Source organism: Citrobacter sp. Cpo089, assembly GCF_030332695.1.
GTDB lineage: Bacteria > Pseudomonadota > Gammaproteobacteria > Enterobacterales > Enterobacteriaceae > Citrobacter > Citrobacter portucalensis.
In genome coordinates this window covers 37,634-53,938 of sequence record NZ_JAOWHJ010000056.1, presented here as the reverse complement: position 1 = coordinate 53,938, position 16,305 = coordinate 37,634, and the positions used below count along the sequence as shown (strand labels likewise).

13 protein-coding genes and 1 pseudogene are annotated in these 16,305 nt (G+C 53.5%); 13 read left to right on the top strand and 1 reads right to left on the bottom strand.

All coding sequences use genetic code 11. From position 1 onward, the window contains the following. Nucleotides 1–24: 24 nt before the first annotated feature. The 4 genes and pseudogenes from motA to cheW all read left to right on the top strand — a co-directional run bounded on the left by motA (nt 25) and on the right by cheW (nt 4,395). Nucleotides 25–912, top strand: a complete 888-nt coding sequence (motA, locus tag OGX92_RS12365) for a flagellar motor stator protein MotA (RefSeq protein WP_200921455.1) — start codon at nt 25–27, stop codon at nt 910–912. Then, nucleotides 909–1,838 carry a flagellar motor protein MotB gene (gene motB, locus OGX92_RS12360; RefSeq protein WP_003034631.1) on the top strand — a complete coding sequence of 310 codons (930 nt, stop codon included), beginning with the start codon at nt 909–911 and terminating at the stop codon, nt 1,836–1,838. The genes motA and motB overlap by 4 nt, the downstream gene beginning before the upstream one ends. Nucleotides 1,839–1,842: 4 nt before the next feature. Then, nucleotides 1,843–3,871, top strand: a pseudogene (gene cheA / locus OGX92_RS12355) (chemotaxis protein CheA). A 20-nt stretch (nt 3,872–3,891) separates the two neighbouring features. Beyond that, nucleotides 3,892–4,395, top strand: a complete 504-nt coding sequence (gene cheW / locus OGX92_RS12350; protein ID WP_003034638.1) for a chemotaxis protein CheW — start codon at nt 3,892–3,894, stop codon at nt 4,393–4,395. 76 nt (nt 4,396–4,471) lie between these two features. Here cheW and OGX92_RS12345 read toward each other — a convergent pair whose 3' ends face one another. Next, complete coding sequence (locus OGX92_RS12345) at nt 4,472–5,731, bottom strand: dicarboxylate/amino acid:cation symporter (protein ID WP_003833882.1); 1,260 nt, start codon at nt 5,729–5,731, stop codon at nt 4,472–4,474. A 406-nt stretch (nt 5,732–6,137) separates the two neighbouring features. Here OGX92_RS12345 and tar point away from each other — a divergent pair, with 406 nt between their 5' ends. The 9 genes from tar (at nt 6,138) to flhE (ending at nt 16,211) form a co-directional block, all read left to right on the top strand. Next, a complete protein-coding gene (gene tar / locus OGX92_RS12340; RefSeq protein WP_003833879.1) occupies nt 6,138–7,793 on the top strand; it encodes a methyl-accepting chemotaxis protein II in 1,656 nt (551 codons plus the stop codon). A 43-nt stretch (nt 7,794–7,836) separates the two neighbouring features. Beyond that, nucleotides 7,837–9,438 (top strand): methyl-accepting chemotaxis protein IV, encoded by a 1,602-nt coding sequence (gene tap, locus OGX92_RS12335; RefSeq protein WP_103014296.1) that lies wholly within the window; start codon nt 7,837–7,839, stop codon nt 9,436–9,438. Nucleotides 9,439–9,457: 19 nt separating this feature from the next. Further along, a complete protein-coding gene (gene cheR, locus OGX92_RS12330) occupies nt 9,458–10,330 on the top strand; it encodes a protein-glutamate O-methyltransferase CheR (RefSeq protein WP_003833874.1) in 873 nt (290 codons plus the stop codon). Beyond that, nucleotides 10,327–11,376 carry a protein-glutamate methylesterase/protein-glutamine glutaminase gene (locus tag OGX92_RS12325; RefSeq protein ID WP_003833872.1) on the top strand — a complete coding sequence of 350 codons (1,050 nt, stop codon included), beginning with the start codon at nt 10,327–10,329 and terminating at the stop codon, nt 11,374–11,376. The genes cheR and OGX92_RS12325 overlap by 4 nt, the downstream gene beginning before the upstream one ends. A gap of 17 nt (nt 11,377–11,393) precedes the next feature. Then, complete coding sequence (gene cheY / locus OGX92_RS12320; RefSeq protein WP_003034656.1) at nt 11,394–11,783, top strand: chemotaxis response regulator CheY; 390 nt, start codon at nt 11,394–11,396, stop codon at nt 11,781–11,783. A 10-nt stretch (nt 11,784–11,793) separates the two neighbouring features. Further along, nucleotides 11,794–12,438: a protein phosphatase CheZ gene (gene cheZ / locus OGX92_RS12315; RefSeq protein WP_003034659.1), complete on the top strand. Its 645-nt coding sequence runs from the start codon at nt 11,794–11,796 to the stop codon at nt 12,436–12,438. Nucleotides 12,439–12,596: 158 nt separating this feature from the next. Continuing rightward, the gene (flhB, locus tag OGX92_RS12310; RefSeq protein ID WP_003833866.1) at nt 12,597–13,748 is read left to right on the top strand and encodes a flagellar biosynthesis protein FlhB; all 1,152 of its coding nucleotides are present in this window, start codon (nt 12,597–12,599) and stop codon (nt 13,746–13,748) included. After that, entirely contained in the window at nt 13,741–15,819 is a 2,079-nt protein-coding gene (flhA, locus tag OGX92_RS12305; RefSeq protein WP_003833865.1) for a flagellar biosynthesis protein FlhA, read from the top strand. The genes flhB and flhA overlap by 8 nt, the downstream gene beginning before the upstream one ends. Beyond that, nucleotides 15,819–16,211, top strand: coding sequence for a flagellar protein FlhE (gene flhE / locus OGX92_RS12300; protein ID WP_003833862.1), 393 nt, complete (start codon nt 15,819–15,821; stop codon nt 16,209–16,211). Before flhA ends, flhE begins: the two co-directional genes overlap by 1 nt. Nucleotides 16,212–16,305 lie beyond the last annotated feature (94 nt).

The following is a 16,305-nucleotide window of genomic DNA, read 5'->3' as shown; positions in this document are numbered from 1 at the left end:
AGTCAATTGCGAAAGGATGATGTCGTGCTTATCTTATTAGGTTACCTGGTTGTTATTGGTACAGTTTTCGGCGGTTACATGATGACCGGCGGACACCTTGGGGCACTCTATCAACCGGCTGAGCTGGTGATTATCGGTGGTGCGGGTGTTGGGGCATTCATCGTCGGCAATAACGGGAAAGCCATCAAAGGGACGATGAAAGCGATCCCGTTGCTTTTCCGTCGTTCGAAATACACCAAAGCGATGTATATGGATCTGCTGGCGCTCTTGTATCGCCTGATGGCCAAGTCACGTCAACAGGGCATGTTCTCGCTTGAGCGCGACATCGAAAACCCAAAAGAAAGTGAAATCTTCGCCAGCTATCCGCGCATTCTTGCGGATGCTGTAATGCTTGATTTTATTGTCGATTATCTGCGCCTGATCATCAGCGGCAACATGAATACGTTTGAAATTGAAGCGCTGATGGACGAAGAAATTGAGACTCATGAGAGTGAGGCTGAAGTCCCGGCGAATAGTCTGGCGATGGTCGGCGACTCACTACCGGCATTCGGGATCGTCGCGGCCGTTATGGGGGTTGTGCATGCGCTGGCTTCTGCCGATCGCCCGGCAGCAGAGCTGGGTGCGTTGATTGCGCATGCGATGGTGGGAACATTCCTCGGTATTTTGCTGGCCTATGGATTTATTTCTCCGCTTGCCAGCGTTCTGCGACAGAAAAGCGCTGAAACAACCAAAATGATGCAGTGCGTGAAGATAACGCTGCTCTCCAATCTGAATGGTTACGCGCCGCCGATTGCCGTTGAATTTGGTCGTAAAACACTGTACTCCAGCGAACGTCCTTCGTTTATCGAACTGGAAGAACATGTTCGTGCGGTGAGAAATCCAACTGCGCAACAGACGACCGAGGACGCATGAAAAATCAGGCCCATCCCATTATCGTTGTAAAGCGACGCAAGCATAAGAATCACGGTGGTGGGGCGCATGGCTCGTGGAAAATCGCCTACGCCGATTTTATGACCGCGATGATGGCCTTCTTTCTGGTGATGTGGCTCATTTCTATTTCCAGCCCTAAAGAATTGATCCAGATTGCCGAATATTTCCGTACACCGCTGGCCACCGCAGTGACCGGGGGAAATCGTATTTCGAATAGCCAAAGCCCGATTCCAGGCGGCGGGGATGATTACACCCAGCAGCAGGGCGAGGTGAACAAACAGCCGAATATTGATGACCTGAGAAAACGTATGGAACAGAGCCGCTTGAGCAAACTTCGCGGCGATCTCGATCAACTGATTGAATCCGATCCCAAACTGCGAGCGCTGCGTCCGCATTTAAAGATTGATTTAGTTCAGGAAGGGCTGCGGATACAGATTATCGACAGTCAGAATCGTCCGATGTTTAAGACCGGTAGCGCTGAAGTTGAGCCGTACATGCGCGATATCCTGCGCGCGATTGCACCAGTGCTCAACGGGATCCCTAACCGGATCAGCCTTTCCGGTCACACGGATGATTACCCTTACGCGAATGGTGAGAAAGGGTACAGCAACTGGGAATTGTCTGCCGATCGCGCAAATGCATCGCGTCGCGAGCTGGTTAGCGGCGGTCTGGATGATGGAAAAGTATTACGTGTGGTAGGTATGGCCGCCACGATGCGTCTGAGCGATCGCGGTCCTGAAGACGCTATCAACCGCCGTATTAGCCTGCTGGTTCTCAATAAGCAGGCAGAAGAGGCCATTTTGCATGAAAACGCTGAAAGCCAGAATGAGCCGGTAAGTGTCTTACAACGGCCAGCGGAACTCCCGCCGGTAAGCGTTCCCACATCGCCACCAGCCAATCCGAGGTGATAGCGTGAGCATGGATATTAGCGATTTTTATCAGACATTTTTTGATGAAGCTGACGAACTGTTGGCTGATATGGATGCTTGATTTGGTTCCTGAAGCCCCGGATTCCGAACAGCTGAATGCCATTTTTCGTGCAGCGCACTCGATTAAAGGCGGGGCGGGCACCTTCGGCTTTACCATTTTGCAGGAAACGACCCATCTGATGGAAAACCTGCTGGATGAAGCGCGGCGTGGCGAGATGCAGCTCAATGCCGACATTATCAACCTGTTTTTGGAAACGAAAGATATTATGCAGGAACAGCTCGACGCCTATAAAAGCTCAGTGGAGCCTGATGCCGACAGTTTTGAGTATATCTGCCAGGCGTTACGGCAGTTAGCGCTCGAAGCGAAAGGTGAAACCGCACCGGCAGTTGTCAACCCAGCAAAACTTAGCGTTGTTGACAGCGCCGTGATGCAGGAAGAGGCGGTTGCAAAGCCTGAACCCGCCAGTGAAGAGAGCAAAAAACGCATTACTCTCTCGCGCCTGAAAGCCAGCGAAGTGGATTTACTGGAAGAGGAACTGGGGAATCTGGCGACCTTAACCGATGTGGTAAAAGGAAGCGACACGTTATCAGCAACGCTTGATGGCAACCTCGCAGAAGATGACATCATCGCGGTGCTTTGCTTTGTCATTGAAGCTGACCAAATTGAATTCGAAACCGTCAGCGCAGCGCCTGTGGCAGCTGAAGCTGAAGAGGTGGCTGTTGTCACTGAGCCGCAGCCGGTTGCTGTGGCACCTGCGGTGAAAGCTACCGCCAGTGAAGCACCACATAGCCGCGCGGAACGTGAAAAACCCGCCCGCGCCAGCGAGTCGACCAGTATCCGCGTAGCAGTTGAAAAGGTTGATCAGCTTATTAACCTGGTTGGCGAGTTGGTGATCACGCAGTCGATGCTGGCCCAGCGCTCTAACGAACTGGATCCTGTCAATCACGGCGATCTCATCACCAGTATGGGTCAGTTACAACGTAACGCCCGAGATTTGCAAGAGTCGGTGATGTCGATTCGTATGATGCCAATGGAGTACGTGTTCAGCCGTTTCCCTCGTCTGGTGCGCGATCTGGCCGGTAAGCTGGGTAAACAGGTCGAGCTGACGCAGGTAGGTAGTTCAACCGAACTTGATAAGAGCCTGATTGAACGCATCATCGATCCGTTGACGCACCTGGTGCGTAACAGCCTCGACCATGGTATCGAATTGCCGGAAAAACGCCTTGAATCCGGCAAAAGCCCAATCGGCAATCTGACGCTTTCCGCGGAGCATCAGGGCGGGAATATTTGTATTGAAGTGACCGATGATGGCGCTGGCCTGAACCGCGAACGTATCCTGGCTAAAGCTGTCTCTCAGGGCATGCCGATCCACGAAAACATGAGCGATGACGAAGTGGGTATGCTGATCTTCGCTCCAGGCTTTTCGACCGCCGAACAGGTGACGGATGTTTCCGGACGCGGCGTGGGTATGGATGTGGTGAAGCGAAATATCCAGGAGATGGGCGGCCATGTTGAGATCCAGTCTAAACAGGGACAGGGGACCACTATTCGCATTCTGCTGCCGCTGACGCTGGCGATCCTCGACGGGATGTCCGTGCGTGTGGCCGATGAGGTCTTCATTCTGCCACTGAATGCCGTTATGGAATCGCTGCAACCGCGCGAAGAAGATCTCCATCCGCTGGCAGGAGGAGAGCGCGTTCTGGAAGTACGTGGCGAATATTTACCGCTGGTTGAGTTGTGGAAAGTCTTTGAGGTTGAAGGCGCTAAAACTGAAGCGACTCAGGGCATAGTGGTCATTTTACAAAGTGCAGGGCGTCGCTATGCGCTGCTGGTGGATCAGTTAATTGGCCAACACCAGGTGGTGGTCAAAAACCTGGAAAGCAACTACCGCAAAGTGCCAGGTATTTCTGCTGCAACGATCCTCGGCGACGGCAGCGTCGCGCTGATTGTCGATGTCTCTGCATTGCAGGGGTTAAACCGCGAACAACGTGTGGCGATCACAGCCGCCTGATTGAGTGAGAAGGGAATAATATGACCGGTATGAGTAATGTAACTAAACTGGCCGGCGAACCGTCAGGTCAGGAATTCCTCGTGTTTACGCTGGGGGATGAAGAGTACGGTATCGATATCCTGAAAGTGCAGGAAATCCGTGGTTATGATCAGGTGACGCGCATCGCTAACACGCCAGCGTTTATCAAAGGCGTCACAAACCTGCGTGGTGTGATTGTGCCTATCGTCGACCTGCGCGTGAAATTTAGCCAGAGCGATGTGGATTACAACGAAAACACCGTGGTGATCGTGCTGAATCTGGGTCAGCGTGTGGTTGGCATTGTGGTAGATGGCGTCTCGGATGTGCTGTCGCTGACAACGGATCAAATCCGTCCGGCACCGGAGTTTGCGGTCACGCTGTCAACGGAATATTTGACGGGGTTGGGTGCGCTGGGTGACCGGATGCTGATTCTGGTCAACATTGAGAAGCTGCTGAACAGCGAAGAAATGGCGCTGCTGGATATTGCCGCTTCCCACGTCGCATAATCGTCATAACTCATCCGGCCTACAATGATTGCTGTTGCAGGCCGGATTAGCGTAGCGCATCCGGCAGATTTCCCTCTTACGCTTCCCGCTCAACCAGCTCCGGTTCTTCTTCCAGTAAACCTTCATCCTGCGCCAGCATCGCCGTTGCAATCCCGTTACCTAATACGTTGATTGCTGAACGTCCCATATCCAGGAAGTGGTCAATTCCCATCAGCAACAGGATCCCGGCGACCGGAATGTTAAAGCTCGGGATGGTTGCAGCCAACACTACCAGTGCTGAACGTGGCACTCCGGCAATCCCTTTGGACGCCAGCATCAGCGTCAGCATCAGGACGGTGATTTCTGCGAAGGATAGGTGGATGTTATAGGCCTGCGCGATAAACATAGAGGCAAATGAACAATAGACCATGGAACCGACCAGGTTAAACGAATAACCGATAGGTAGCACGAATGACACGATGTTGGGTGAGCAGCCAAATTTAGTTAATTGCTCCAGCGTTTTCGGATAAGCGGCCTCAGAGCTGCTGGTGGTGAATGCGACCAAAACCGGGTCTTTCAGCATGCTCACCAGGCGAAATACCTCTTTTTTCAGCATGACATATCCCACAGCCAGCAGAACCAGGCAGGTCAGCAAAATCGCCACATAGTAGCCGCCGATAAACGACGCATAGTTAAGCAGGATCCCCAGCCCTTGGGTGGAGATGACGGAAGAGATGGCGGCAAAAATAGCCAGCGGCGCAACGTACATCACGTAGCCGGTCACTTTCAGCATAATGTGGGAAACCACATCCAGCGCGGCAACCAGTGGAGCGTTAAATTTCTCTCCGAGCGATGCGCCACCAATACCGAAGAACATTGAGAACACCACAATTTGCAGGATCTCATTGTTAGCCATCGCTTCGGCGATGCTGGTTGGAATGGTATGCGTCAGAAAACCTTTCAGGCTCATGCCGCCCACGGCGAGACCGGTGTCGGTGGCTTCCAGTGGGATCGCCAGGTTCAGCCCGCTGCCGGGTTGCTCAAGGGAAACCACAAACAGACCGACCAGGATAGACAATATAGAAGAGCTGATAAACCAGATCATCGCTTTGCCGCCCACGCGTCCGATGGTGGACGTTTCTCCTAGGCGCATAATACCAACTGTCAGGGTGCTGAATACTAAAGGCGCGATCACCATTTTAATCAGGCGTAAAAAGATGTCGGTAAGAAGCGTAATGTTATCGGCCCAGGCGGTCACAACGCCGGGGGAGGCATAAGAGTGGATCACCGCACCCGACAGGATCCCCGCCAGCATGAAGATCACGATAAACAACGTGAGTTTGTTTGCATTTGCCACTAAAAAGCCCTCAGTAAGGATTTAACATTTATTGATCGGTTACTCATTTTTTATACTTATTAAGTGGTAACGAGGTATTCATCATATAAATTGGATTAAAGCGTAAGCGGATACAACTTTTTTTAATTTTTTATCCATTTTGTTGTGGTATTTACGATGCGTATGTGTGATCTCAATCACATAAAAATGCGTACTTCGGCCATTCTGGCCGTGCTCATCGATGAAAATAAATGTTATTTACATGATAATTATGGTGTTTTTATGTGAATGATTTGTGGTTGCTGCGCACCCGTTTTATTTTCCCCTCGCCAGGCTTCACATCCCTTCAGGATTTCCTTTTCGCAAACGTAAAGTTATCTCAGCGAGTGCCGATAACGTTGATAACTCGTTTTCAGGAAGGTGCCTTATGTTTAACCGTATCCGCGTTGTCACAATGCTGATGATGGTGCTGGGGGTTTTCGCACTGCTACAGCTTGTTTCCGGTGGTCTGTTGTTTTCTTCATTGCAGCAGAATCAGCAAAGTTTTGTTATTTCTAACGATCTTCGACAGCAGCAAAGTGAACTCACCTCAACATGGGATCTGATGCTGCAGACACGAATCAATTTAAGCCGTTCTTCTGCGCGCATGATGATGGATGCGTCTAACCAGCAAAGCAGCGCTAAAAACGATCTGCTGAAGAATGCGAAAGCATCGCTGGCGCAGGCCGAAACGCATTACGCAAAATTTAAAAACATCACACCGTTGCCGGAAATGGCAGAAGCCAGCGGCAACGTCGAGGAAAAATATCAGCAGTACCATGCGGCCCTGGCAGAACTGGTTCAGTTTCTGGAAAGCGGCAATATGGACGCCTACTTCGCGCAGCCTACGCAGGGAATGCAAAACGCGCTCGGCGAGGCGCTGGGCAAGTACGCCAGCGTTAGCGAAAAGCTTTACGTCCAGGCATTTGATCAAAGCGCGCGGGATTACCATTTCGCCCAATGGCAGCTTGGCGTGTTGGCCGTCGTGCTGGTGCTGATTCTGGTGGTGGTCTGGTACGGCATCCGTCATACCCTGCTTAATCCTCTGTCCCGTGTCATTGCCCATATCCGGGAAATCGCCAGCGGTAACCTGACCGCAACTCTCGCTGTTAGCGGTCGTAACGAAATCGGCGAGCTGGCCAGTACGGTTGATCATATGCAGCGCTCCTTGACGGAAACCGTCACCCTGGTGCGTGAAGGCTCTGATGCGATTTATTCCGGTACCAGCGAAATTGCCAGCGGAAACACTGACCTTTCATCTCGTACGGAACAGCAGGCGTCTGCACTGGAAGAGACCGCAGCCAGCATGGAACAGCTGACCGCAACCGTGAAGCAAAACGCGGACAACGCGCGTCAGGCCTCGCAACTGGCGAAAAGCGCGTCCGATACCGCGCAGCATGGCGGCAAAGTGGTTGATAGCGTGGTGAACACCATGCACGAAATCGCCGATAGCTCGAAGAAAATCGCCGACATCATCAGCGTCATCGATGGCATTGCCTTTCAGACCAACATTCTCGCACTGAACGCGGCGGTTGAAGCAGCGCGTGCCGGTGAGCAAGGCCGCGGCTTTGCTGTGGTGGCGGGTGAAGTGCGTAATCTGGCAAGCCGCAGTGCGCAGGCGGCGAAAGAGATTAAGGCATTGATTGAAGATTCCGTTTCCCGGGTTGATACCGGTTCCGTACTGGTAGAAAGCGCCGGCGAAACGATGAACGATATCGTCAATGCCGTGACGCGGGTGACAGACATTATGGGCGAGATTGCCTCGGCATCTGACGAGCAAAGCCGGGGGATTGATCAGGTTGCGCTCGCGGTCTCTGAAATGGATCGTGTTACGCAGCAAAACGCCTCATTGGTACAGGAGTCAGCTGCCGCAGCGGCCGCTCTTGAAGAACAGGCCAGTCGCTTAACGCAGTCGGTATCGACTTTCCGTCTTGCGTCACGTCCGGCCTCGACAAAACCGCGCGATACACGATTACCTGCAGCCCCGAGCGCATCCTATCCGCGCCAGAGCATTGAACAAGATACGAATTGGGAAACATTTTGACTGATAGTTAAACCGCGGCCAGTGCCGCCCGATGGGAGCGTTGATGTTTAATCGTATTCGAATTTCGACCACGCTGTTTTTGATTTTGATCCTCTGCGGAGTTTTGCAGATTGGCAGTAATGGCTTGTCCTTCTGGGCATTTCGGGACGGTTTTCAGAACCTGAATCAGGTCGAACGGAGTAATCAGCAACGCGCTGCGCTGGCCCAAACCCGCGCTGTGTTATTACAGGCCAGTACGGCCCTTAATAAGGCAGGGACGCTGACCGCCCTGAGCTATCCGCCAGAGGACATCAAAACGCTGATGACCCTCGCGCGCGATAGCCTGACGCAGTCTGAATTGATGTTTAAACGCTTTATGGCGACGTCGGATTCGACGGAGCAAGGCAAGGCGCTGTTTGGCGCAACGGAGAATAGCTTCAGCCAGTGGCACAGCGCTCTCGCGCATCAGGCAACCTGGCTTGAAAACAATCAGTTGTCAGATTTTCTGACCGCGCCGGTGCAGGCGGCTCAGGATGCTTTTGATGCGAATGTGAATGCGTGGCAGAGCAACATTGACAGCGTGTTGCAAACGGCGGGGGAGCAGAGTCAGCGTAATTACCATATGTCGGGGGTGATTTTCGCCACCATGGTGGTACTGGCGGCACTGCTCACCAGCGGTGCGCTGTTCTGGTCACGCAAGATGATCGTTCAGCCGCTGGCGATTATTGGCAGCCATTTCGACAGTATTGCCGCGGGGAACCTGGCACGACCGGTAGCGGTTTATGGGCGCAATGAGATCTCGGCTATTTTTGCCAGCCTGCAGAAGATGCAAAAGGCGTTACGCGAAACGGTAAGTGACGTTCGTCAGGGCAGCTCAGCCATGCATAGCGGTATTTCAGAAATCGCGATGGGCAATAACGATTTGTCTTCACGGACTGAACAGCAGGCGGCTGCGCTGGCGCAAACGGCGGCCAGCATGGAACAACTGACCGCCACCGTCGGCCAGAACGCTGATAACGCACGCCAGGCATCAGGAATCGCCAAAAGTGCGGCAGACACAGCGCATAAAGGTGGCGAGCAGACGTCCCGGGTCGCCAGCACCATGCATGAGATTTCTGCCAGCTCGCAGAAAATCGGCGACATTATCGGGGTGATTGACAGCATTGCCTTCCAGACCAATATCCTGGCGTTGAATGCCGCGGTAGAGGCCGCCAGAGCGGGGGAGCAAGGGCGTGGTTTTGCCGTCGTCGCCGGAGAAGTGCGCAATCTGGCAAGCCGTAGCGCACAGGCGGCGAAAGAAATTAAGGGACTGATTGAGGAATCCGTCACCCGGGTGCATCAGGGATCGCAACTGGTGGATATGGCGTCGCGCACTATGACGGAAATTGTCAGTTCGGTGACCCGGGTTAACGACATCATGGGCGAGATTGCCTCGGCATCCGATGAACAGCGCAGAGGCATTGAGCAGGTGGCGCAGGCCGTCAGCCAGATGGACTCCGTGACGCAGCAAAACGCCGGTCTGGTGGAAGAAGCCGCATCCGCCGCCGGACAACTTGCGACGCAGGCCGATCATCTTTCTGCTTGTGTCGCATTTTTTAAACTTGAAGAGCAAACCGTAGCAAAACAAGAGTTGGCGCAGCCTCAGGTTGCGCCCGTTGTATCCTGAATGTGATTGAGAAGGCGCTATGACATCATCTCTGCCCTCCGGGCAAACGTCATTATTGTTACAGATGACACAGCGCCTCGCGCTGTCTGACGCGCATTTTCGTCGGATATGTCAATTAATCTACCAGCGTGCGGGGATCGTACTGGCCGACCATAAGCGGGACATGGTTTATAACCGCCTGGTTCGTCGTCTGCGTACCCTGGGGCTGGATGACTTTGGTCGCTATCTCAGCATGCTGGAAGCTAACCAGAACAGTGCTGAGTGGCAGGCTTTTATTAACTCCCTGACTACCAACCTGACCGCTTTTTTTCGCGAAGGGCATCATTTTCCGGTGCTGTCAGATCATGCTCGTCGGCGCAACGGTGAATACCGCGTCTGGAGCGCGGCGGCGTCAACCGGAGAAGAACCCTACAGCATTGCGATTACGCTTGCCGATACCTTAGGTATGGCACCGGGCCGCTGGCGTGTTTTTGCCAGCGACATTGATACCGAAGTGCTGGAAAAGGCCAGAAACGGCATTTACCGCCTCGATGAGCTAAAGACGCTGTCACCCCAGCAGTTGCAGCGTTATTTCATGCGCGGCACCGGGCCGCATGAAGGGCTGGTACGCGTTCGGCAGGAACTGGCAGGGCATGTTGAATTTTCCAGCGTGAACTTACTGGATAAGCAGTACAACGTGCCAGGACCGTTCGACGCCATATTTTGTCGTAACGTTATGATCTATTTCGATAAAACGACTCAACAGGACATTTTGCACCGTTTTGTTCCACTTCTTAAACCTGACGGGCTGCTGTTTGCAGGTCATTCAGAAAACTTTAGCAACCTTGTGCGCGAGTTTAGCCTGCGTGGACAGACCGTGTATGCGCATGCGCCAGGTAAGGATAAAGCATGAGTAAAATCAGGGTGTTGTCGGTAGATGATTCTGCATTGATGCGTCAAATCATGACCGAAATTATTAACAGTCACAGTGATATGGAAATGGTGGCGACGGCGCCGGATCCGTTGGTCGCCCGGGATTTAATCAAAAAATACAATCCCGACGTCCTGACGCTGGACGTGGAAATGCCGCGCATGGACGGCCTCGACTTTCTTGAGAAGTTGATGCGTCTGCGTCCGATGCCGGTAGTCATGGTTTCTTCGCTGACCGGTAAAGGTTCAGAGGTCACGCTGCGGGCGCTGGAGCTGGGGGCGATTGATTTTGTCACCAAACCGCAACTGGGGATCCGCGAAGGAATGCTGGCGTATAGCGAGATGATTGCGGAGAAAATCCGCACCGCATCGCGGGCAAAACTGGCGGCCCATAAGCCCATGGCTGCACCGACGACCTTGAAGGCAGGGCCATTACTCAGTTCGGAAAAATTGCTGGTGATTGGGGCGTCAACCGGAGGAACAGAGGCAATTCGCCATGTACTCCAGCCATTGCCGCTTTCAAGTCCGGGTATTCTTATTACCCAGCATATGCCGCCAGGATTTACCCGTTCGTTCGCAGAACGTCTGAACAAACTGTGCCAGATAACCGTGAAAGAGGCAGAGGACGGAGAGCGCGTACTTCCAGGGCATGCGTATATCGCGCCGGGTGACAAGCATATGGAACTGGCGCGCAGCGGCGCGAACTATCAAATCAAAATTCATGACGGTCCGCCGGTTAATCGACATCGGCCTTCAGTGGATGTGCTGTTCCATTCGGTGGCGAAACATGCGGGGCGCAATGCCGTCGGGGTGATCCTGACCGGTATGGGCAACGATGGCGCAGCCGGAATGTTAGCGATGAATCAGGCGGGAGCCTGGACCATTGCGCAAAACGAAGCAAGTTGTGTGGTGTTCGGCATGCCGCGCGAGGCCATCAATATGGGTGGCGTAAGCGAAGTGGTCGATCTTAGCCAGGTGAGCCAGCAAATGCTGGTGAAAATTAGTGCCGGACAGGCAATACGTATTTGAATCAGGAGTTTATTTTTATGGCGGATAAAGAGCTTAAGTTTTTGGTTGTGGATGACTTTTCCACCATGCGTCGCATCGTGCGTAACCTGCTTAAAGAGCTGGGATTCAACAATGTTGAAGAGGCTGAAGATGGCGTGGATGCGCTGAACAAGCTGCAGGCTGGGGGATTCGGCTTTGTTATTTCTGACTGGAACATGCCGAACATGGATGGACTGGAACTGCTGAAAACCATCCGTGCCGATGGCGGGATGGCTTCTCTGCCGGTGCTGATGGTCACGGCAGAAGCGAAAAAAGAGAACATCATTGCGGCAGCACAGGCAGGTGCCAGTGGCTATGTCGTGAAACCGTTCACGGCGGCGACGCTGGAAGAAAAACTGAATAAAATCTTTGAGAAACTGGGCATGTGAGGGTGTGATGATGATGCAACCACAAATTAAACCTGCTGACGAACACTCTGCCGGGGACATCATCGCGCGCATCGGCAGTTTGACCCGAATGCTCCGCGACAGCTTGCGTGAACTGGGGCTGGATCAGGCCATTGCCGAAGCGGCAGAAGCGATTCCTGATGCCCGCGATCGTCTCGATTATGTTGTGCAGATGACCGCGCAGGCGGCGGAGCGTGCGCTAAACAGCGTAGAAGCTTCGCAGCCGCATCAGGACGCGATGGAAAAAGGGGCCAAAGATCTGACCAAACGCTGGGATGAATGGTTCGAAAATCCGATTGAACTCTCCGATGCTCGTGAACTGGTCACCGATACCCGTCAGTTCCTTGGTGATGTGCCTGGACATACCAGCTTTACCAATGCCCAGTTGCTGGACATCATGATGGCGCAGGATTTCCAGGATCTCACCGGACAGGTCATCAAGCGCATGATGGATGTTATCCAGGAAATTGAACGTCAGCTGCTGATGGTTCTGTTGGAAAACATTCCGGAACAGGGCGCACGTCCAAAACGTGAAAACGAAAGCTTGCTTAACGGCCCGCAGGTTGACGCCTCGAAAGCCGGTGTAGTGGCAAGTCAGGATCAGGTTGACGACCTGCTGGATAGCCTCGGGTTCTGATGAGTATTTGCCGGATGTGAGGCGTGGGCCTCTCATCCGGCTTACGCGCAATTCTGCTTAAAGCCATAAATCCCGTCTTTTTTACCGCTTACTCTTCCCATTGCTGGATAGCTGTTCTGGCATCATTCTCGCCTATATCTCTATCCAGGGTCTGATGCGTGGCAGAAGAAAGCGACGACGACAAAACAGAAGCCCCCACACCCCACCGACTTGAAAAAGCGCGGGAAGAAGGGCAGATCCCCCGATCCAAAGAGCTAACCTCACTGCTCATTTTGCTGGTGGGTGTGTGCATTATCTGGATAGGTGGGGAGTCGCTTGCCCGCAGACTGGCTGGCATGCTGTCGGCCGGATTACGTTTTGACCATAGCATGGTTAACGACCCGAATCTGATCCTCAGCCAAATCATCCTGCTGATTAAAGACGCGATGATTGCGCTGTTGCCGTTGATTACCGGCGTCGTTTTGGTGGCTTTAATCTCCCCGGTGATGCTTGGCGGCTTGATTTTCAGCGGTAAATCCCTGCAACCCAAATTCTCGAAGCTGAATCCGCTGCCGGGCATTAAGCGCATGTTTTCCGCGCAAACCGGCGCAGAACTGCTCAAAGCGATACTGAAGTCCACTTTAGTGGGAAGCGTGGCCGGATTTTATCTCTGGCATAACTGGCCGGCGATGATGCGTCTGATGGCGGAGTCACCGATTACGGCGATGGGCAACGCCCTGGATTTAGTCGGTATGTGTGCACTACTGGTGGTACTTGGCGTTATTCCGATGGTGGGGTTCGACGTCTTTTTCCAGATCTATAGCCATGTGAAAAAGCTACGTATGTCGCGTCAGGATATCCGCGATGAATTTAAGCAAAGCGAAGGTGACCCGCACGTTAAGGGCAAAATTCGTCAAATGCAGCGCGCGGCCGCTCAGCGTCGCATGATGGCGGATGTGCCGAAAGCAGACGTTATTGTCACTAACCCTACGCACTACTCAGTGGCGTTGAAGTATGACGAGAACAAAATGAGCGCGCCGAAAGTTGTTGCGAAAGGGGCCGGGCTGGTTGCGCTGCGCATCCGTGAAATTGGCGCAGAGCACCGTGTCCCGACATTAGAAGCGCCGCCACTGGCGCGTGCGCTCTATCGCCATGCTGAAATTGGTCAGCAAATACCGGGTCAATTGTATGCCGCCGTTGCTGAAGTACTGGCATGGGTATGGCAGCTAAAACGCTGGCGTCTGGCTGGCGGCAAGCGTCCACCACAACCTGAAAACCTTCCGGTGCCTGAAGCACTGGATTTCATGAACGAGAAGAATACTGATGGCTAATCTGGTCGCGATGCTGCGTCTGCCCAGCAACCTGAAATCCACGCAATGGCAAATCCTTGCCGGACCGATCCTCATCCTGCTGATCCTGTCGATGATGGTGCTGCCGCTGCCGGCTTTCGTCCTCGATTTGCTGTTCACATTTAACATTGCGCTGTCGATCATGGTGCTGCTGGTGGCGATGTTCACCCAGCGTACGCTGGAGTTTGCCGCATTCCCGACGATTTTGCTGTTTACCACATTATTACGCCTGGCGCTGAACGTCGCGTCGACCCGTATCATTTTGATGGAAGGACACACCGGCGCAGCGGCGGCGGGGAAGGTAGTTGAAGCCTTTGGTCACTTCCTGGTGGGCGGTAACTTCGCGATCGGTATCGTGGTCTTCGTGATTCTCGTCATCATTAACTTTATGGTAATCACTAAAGGTGCAGGACGTATCGCCGAGGTAGGCGCGCGCTTTGTACTGGACGGAATGCCCGGCAAGCAGATGGCGATTGATGCAGATTTGAATGCCGGTCTGATTGGCGAAGATGAAGCTAAAAAACGACGCTCGGAAGTGACCCAGGAAGCGGATTTTTACGGCTCAATGGACGGTGCGAGTAAATTCGTCCGTGGAGACGCCATCGCCGGTATTTTGATCATGGTGATCAACGTGGTCGGCGGTCTGTTAGTTGGGGTGTTGCAGCATGGTATGAGCATGGGCAGCGCTGCGGAAAGTTATACCCTGCTGACCATCGGTGACGGGCTGGTGGCACAAATTCCTGCGCTGGTTATCTCTACCGCGGCGGGCGTTATCGTGACCCGCGTGAGTACCGACCAGGACGTAGGCGAACAGATGGTGACCCAACTGTTCAGTAACCCCAGCGTCATGTTGCTCAGTGCGGCGGTACTTGGACTTTTGGGTCTGGTTCCGGGCATGCCGAACCTGGTGTTTCTGATGTTTACTGCCGCATTGTTGGCTCTGGCATGGTGGATGCGCGGTCGTGAGCAAAAAGCGCCAGATGAACCGCAGCCGGTGAAAATGCCGGAAAACAACTCCGTGGTGGAAGCCACATGGAACGACGTGCAGCTGGAAGATTCGCTGGGCATGGAGGTTGGTTACCGCCTGATCCCAATGGTGGATTTTCAACAAGATGGTGAGTTGCTGGGGCGAATTCGCAGTATTCGTAAGAAATTTGCCCAGGATATGGGCTTCCTGCCGCCGGTGGTACACATTCGAGACAATATGGATCTGCAGCCGGCCCGCTATCGAATTTTGATGAAAGGGGTAGAGATTGGCAGCGGTGACGCCTATCCGGGACGCTGGCTGGCCATTAACCCGGGTACTGCCGCCGGGTCGCTACCGGGTGAGAAAACGGTCGATCCGGCTTTCGGACTGGACGCTATCTGGATTGAAAGCGCATTGAAGGAACAGGCGCAGATTCAGGGTTTTACGGTGGTTGAAGCCAGTACTGTTGTCGCTACGCATCTAAACCACCTGATTGGGCAGTTCGCCGCTGAGCTGTTTGGCCGTCAGGAAGCGCAGCAGTTACTGGATCGAGTGTCGCAGGAGATGCCAAAGCTGACGGAAGATCTGGTGCCGGGCGTTGTGACGCTCACCACGCTGCATAAAGTGCTGCAGAACTTACTGGACGAGAAAGTACCGATTCGCGATATGCGCACCATCCTTGAAACACTGGCGGAACATGCGCCGCTGCAAAACGATCCGCATGAGCTTACCGCGGTCGTCCGTGTTGCGTTAGGACGCGCCATCACTCAGCAGTGGTTCCCGGGTAATGAAGAGGTTCAGGTTATCGGTCTTGATACTCCGCTCGAGCGTTTGCTGCTGCAAGCGCTGCAGGGGGGCGGCGGCCTGGAGCCTGGGCTTGCAGACCGACTGCTGGCCCAGACTCAGGAAGCGCTGTCCCGGCAGGAAATGTTGGGCGCGCCGCCAGTCTTGCTGGTTAATCACGCGTTACGTCCGTTACTGGCGCGGTTTTTACGTCGCAGCATCCCGCAGTTGGTGGTGTTATCGAATATGGAGCTTTCCGATAACCGCCATATCCGCATGACGGCGACCATTGGAGGTAAATAATGCGTAAGTTACTGTGGTTGTTGTTTTTTCCTCTGGTGGCGCAGGCCGCTGGAGAAGGGGCCTGGCAGGCAAGTGGTATGGGGATCACCTTAAATCACCGTGGCCAGTCAGCCTCGTCTGATCCTTTGGTTCCCAGCCAGCCGGTCTCAGGCTTGATGACGCTGGTGGCCTGGCGCTATGAGCTGAATGGCCCCACGCCCGCAGGTTTGCGGGTGCGTTTATGTTCTCAGTCCCGTTGTGTCGAGCTGGACGGGCAAAGTGGGACCACCAACGGGTTCAATAACGTTCCGGCCATTGAACCGATGCATTTTGTCTGGGAGGTCCCCGGCGGTGGTCGCCTGATCCCCGCGTTACGCATTCAGAGCAATCAGGTGATTGTGAACTACCGTTAACACCCTCCGTCATTCAGACCAGCAGTTGAAACTGCTGGTTGTTTCAACATTTCAGTCTCTCACTCAATTAAATAGAAACGCCGTTTTATAAAAT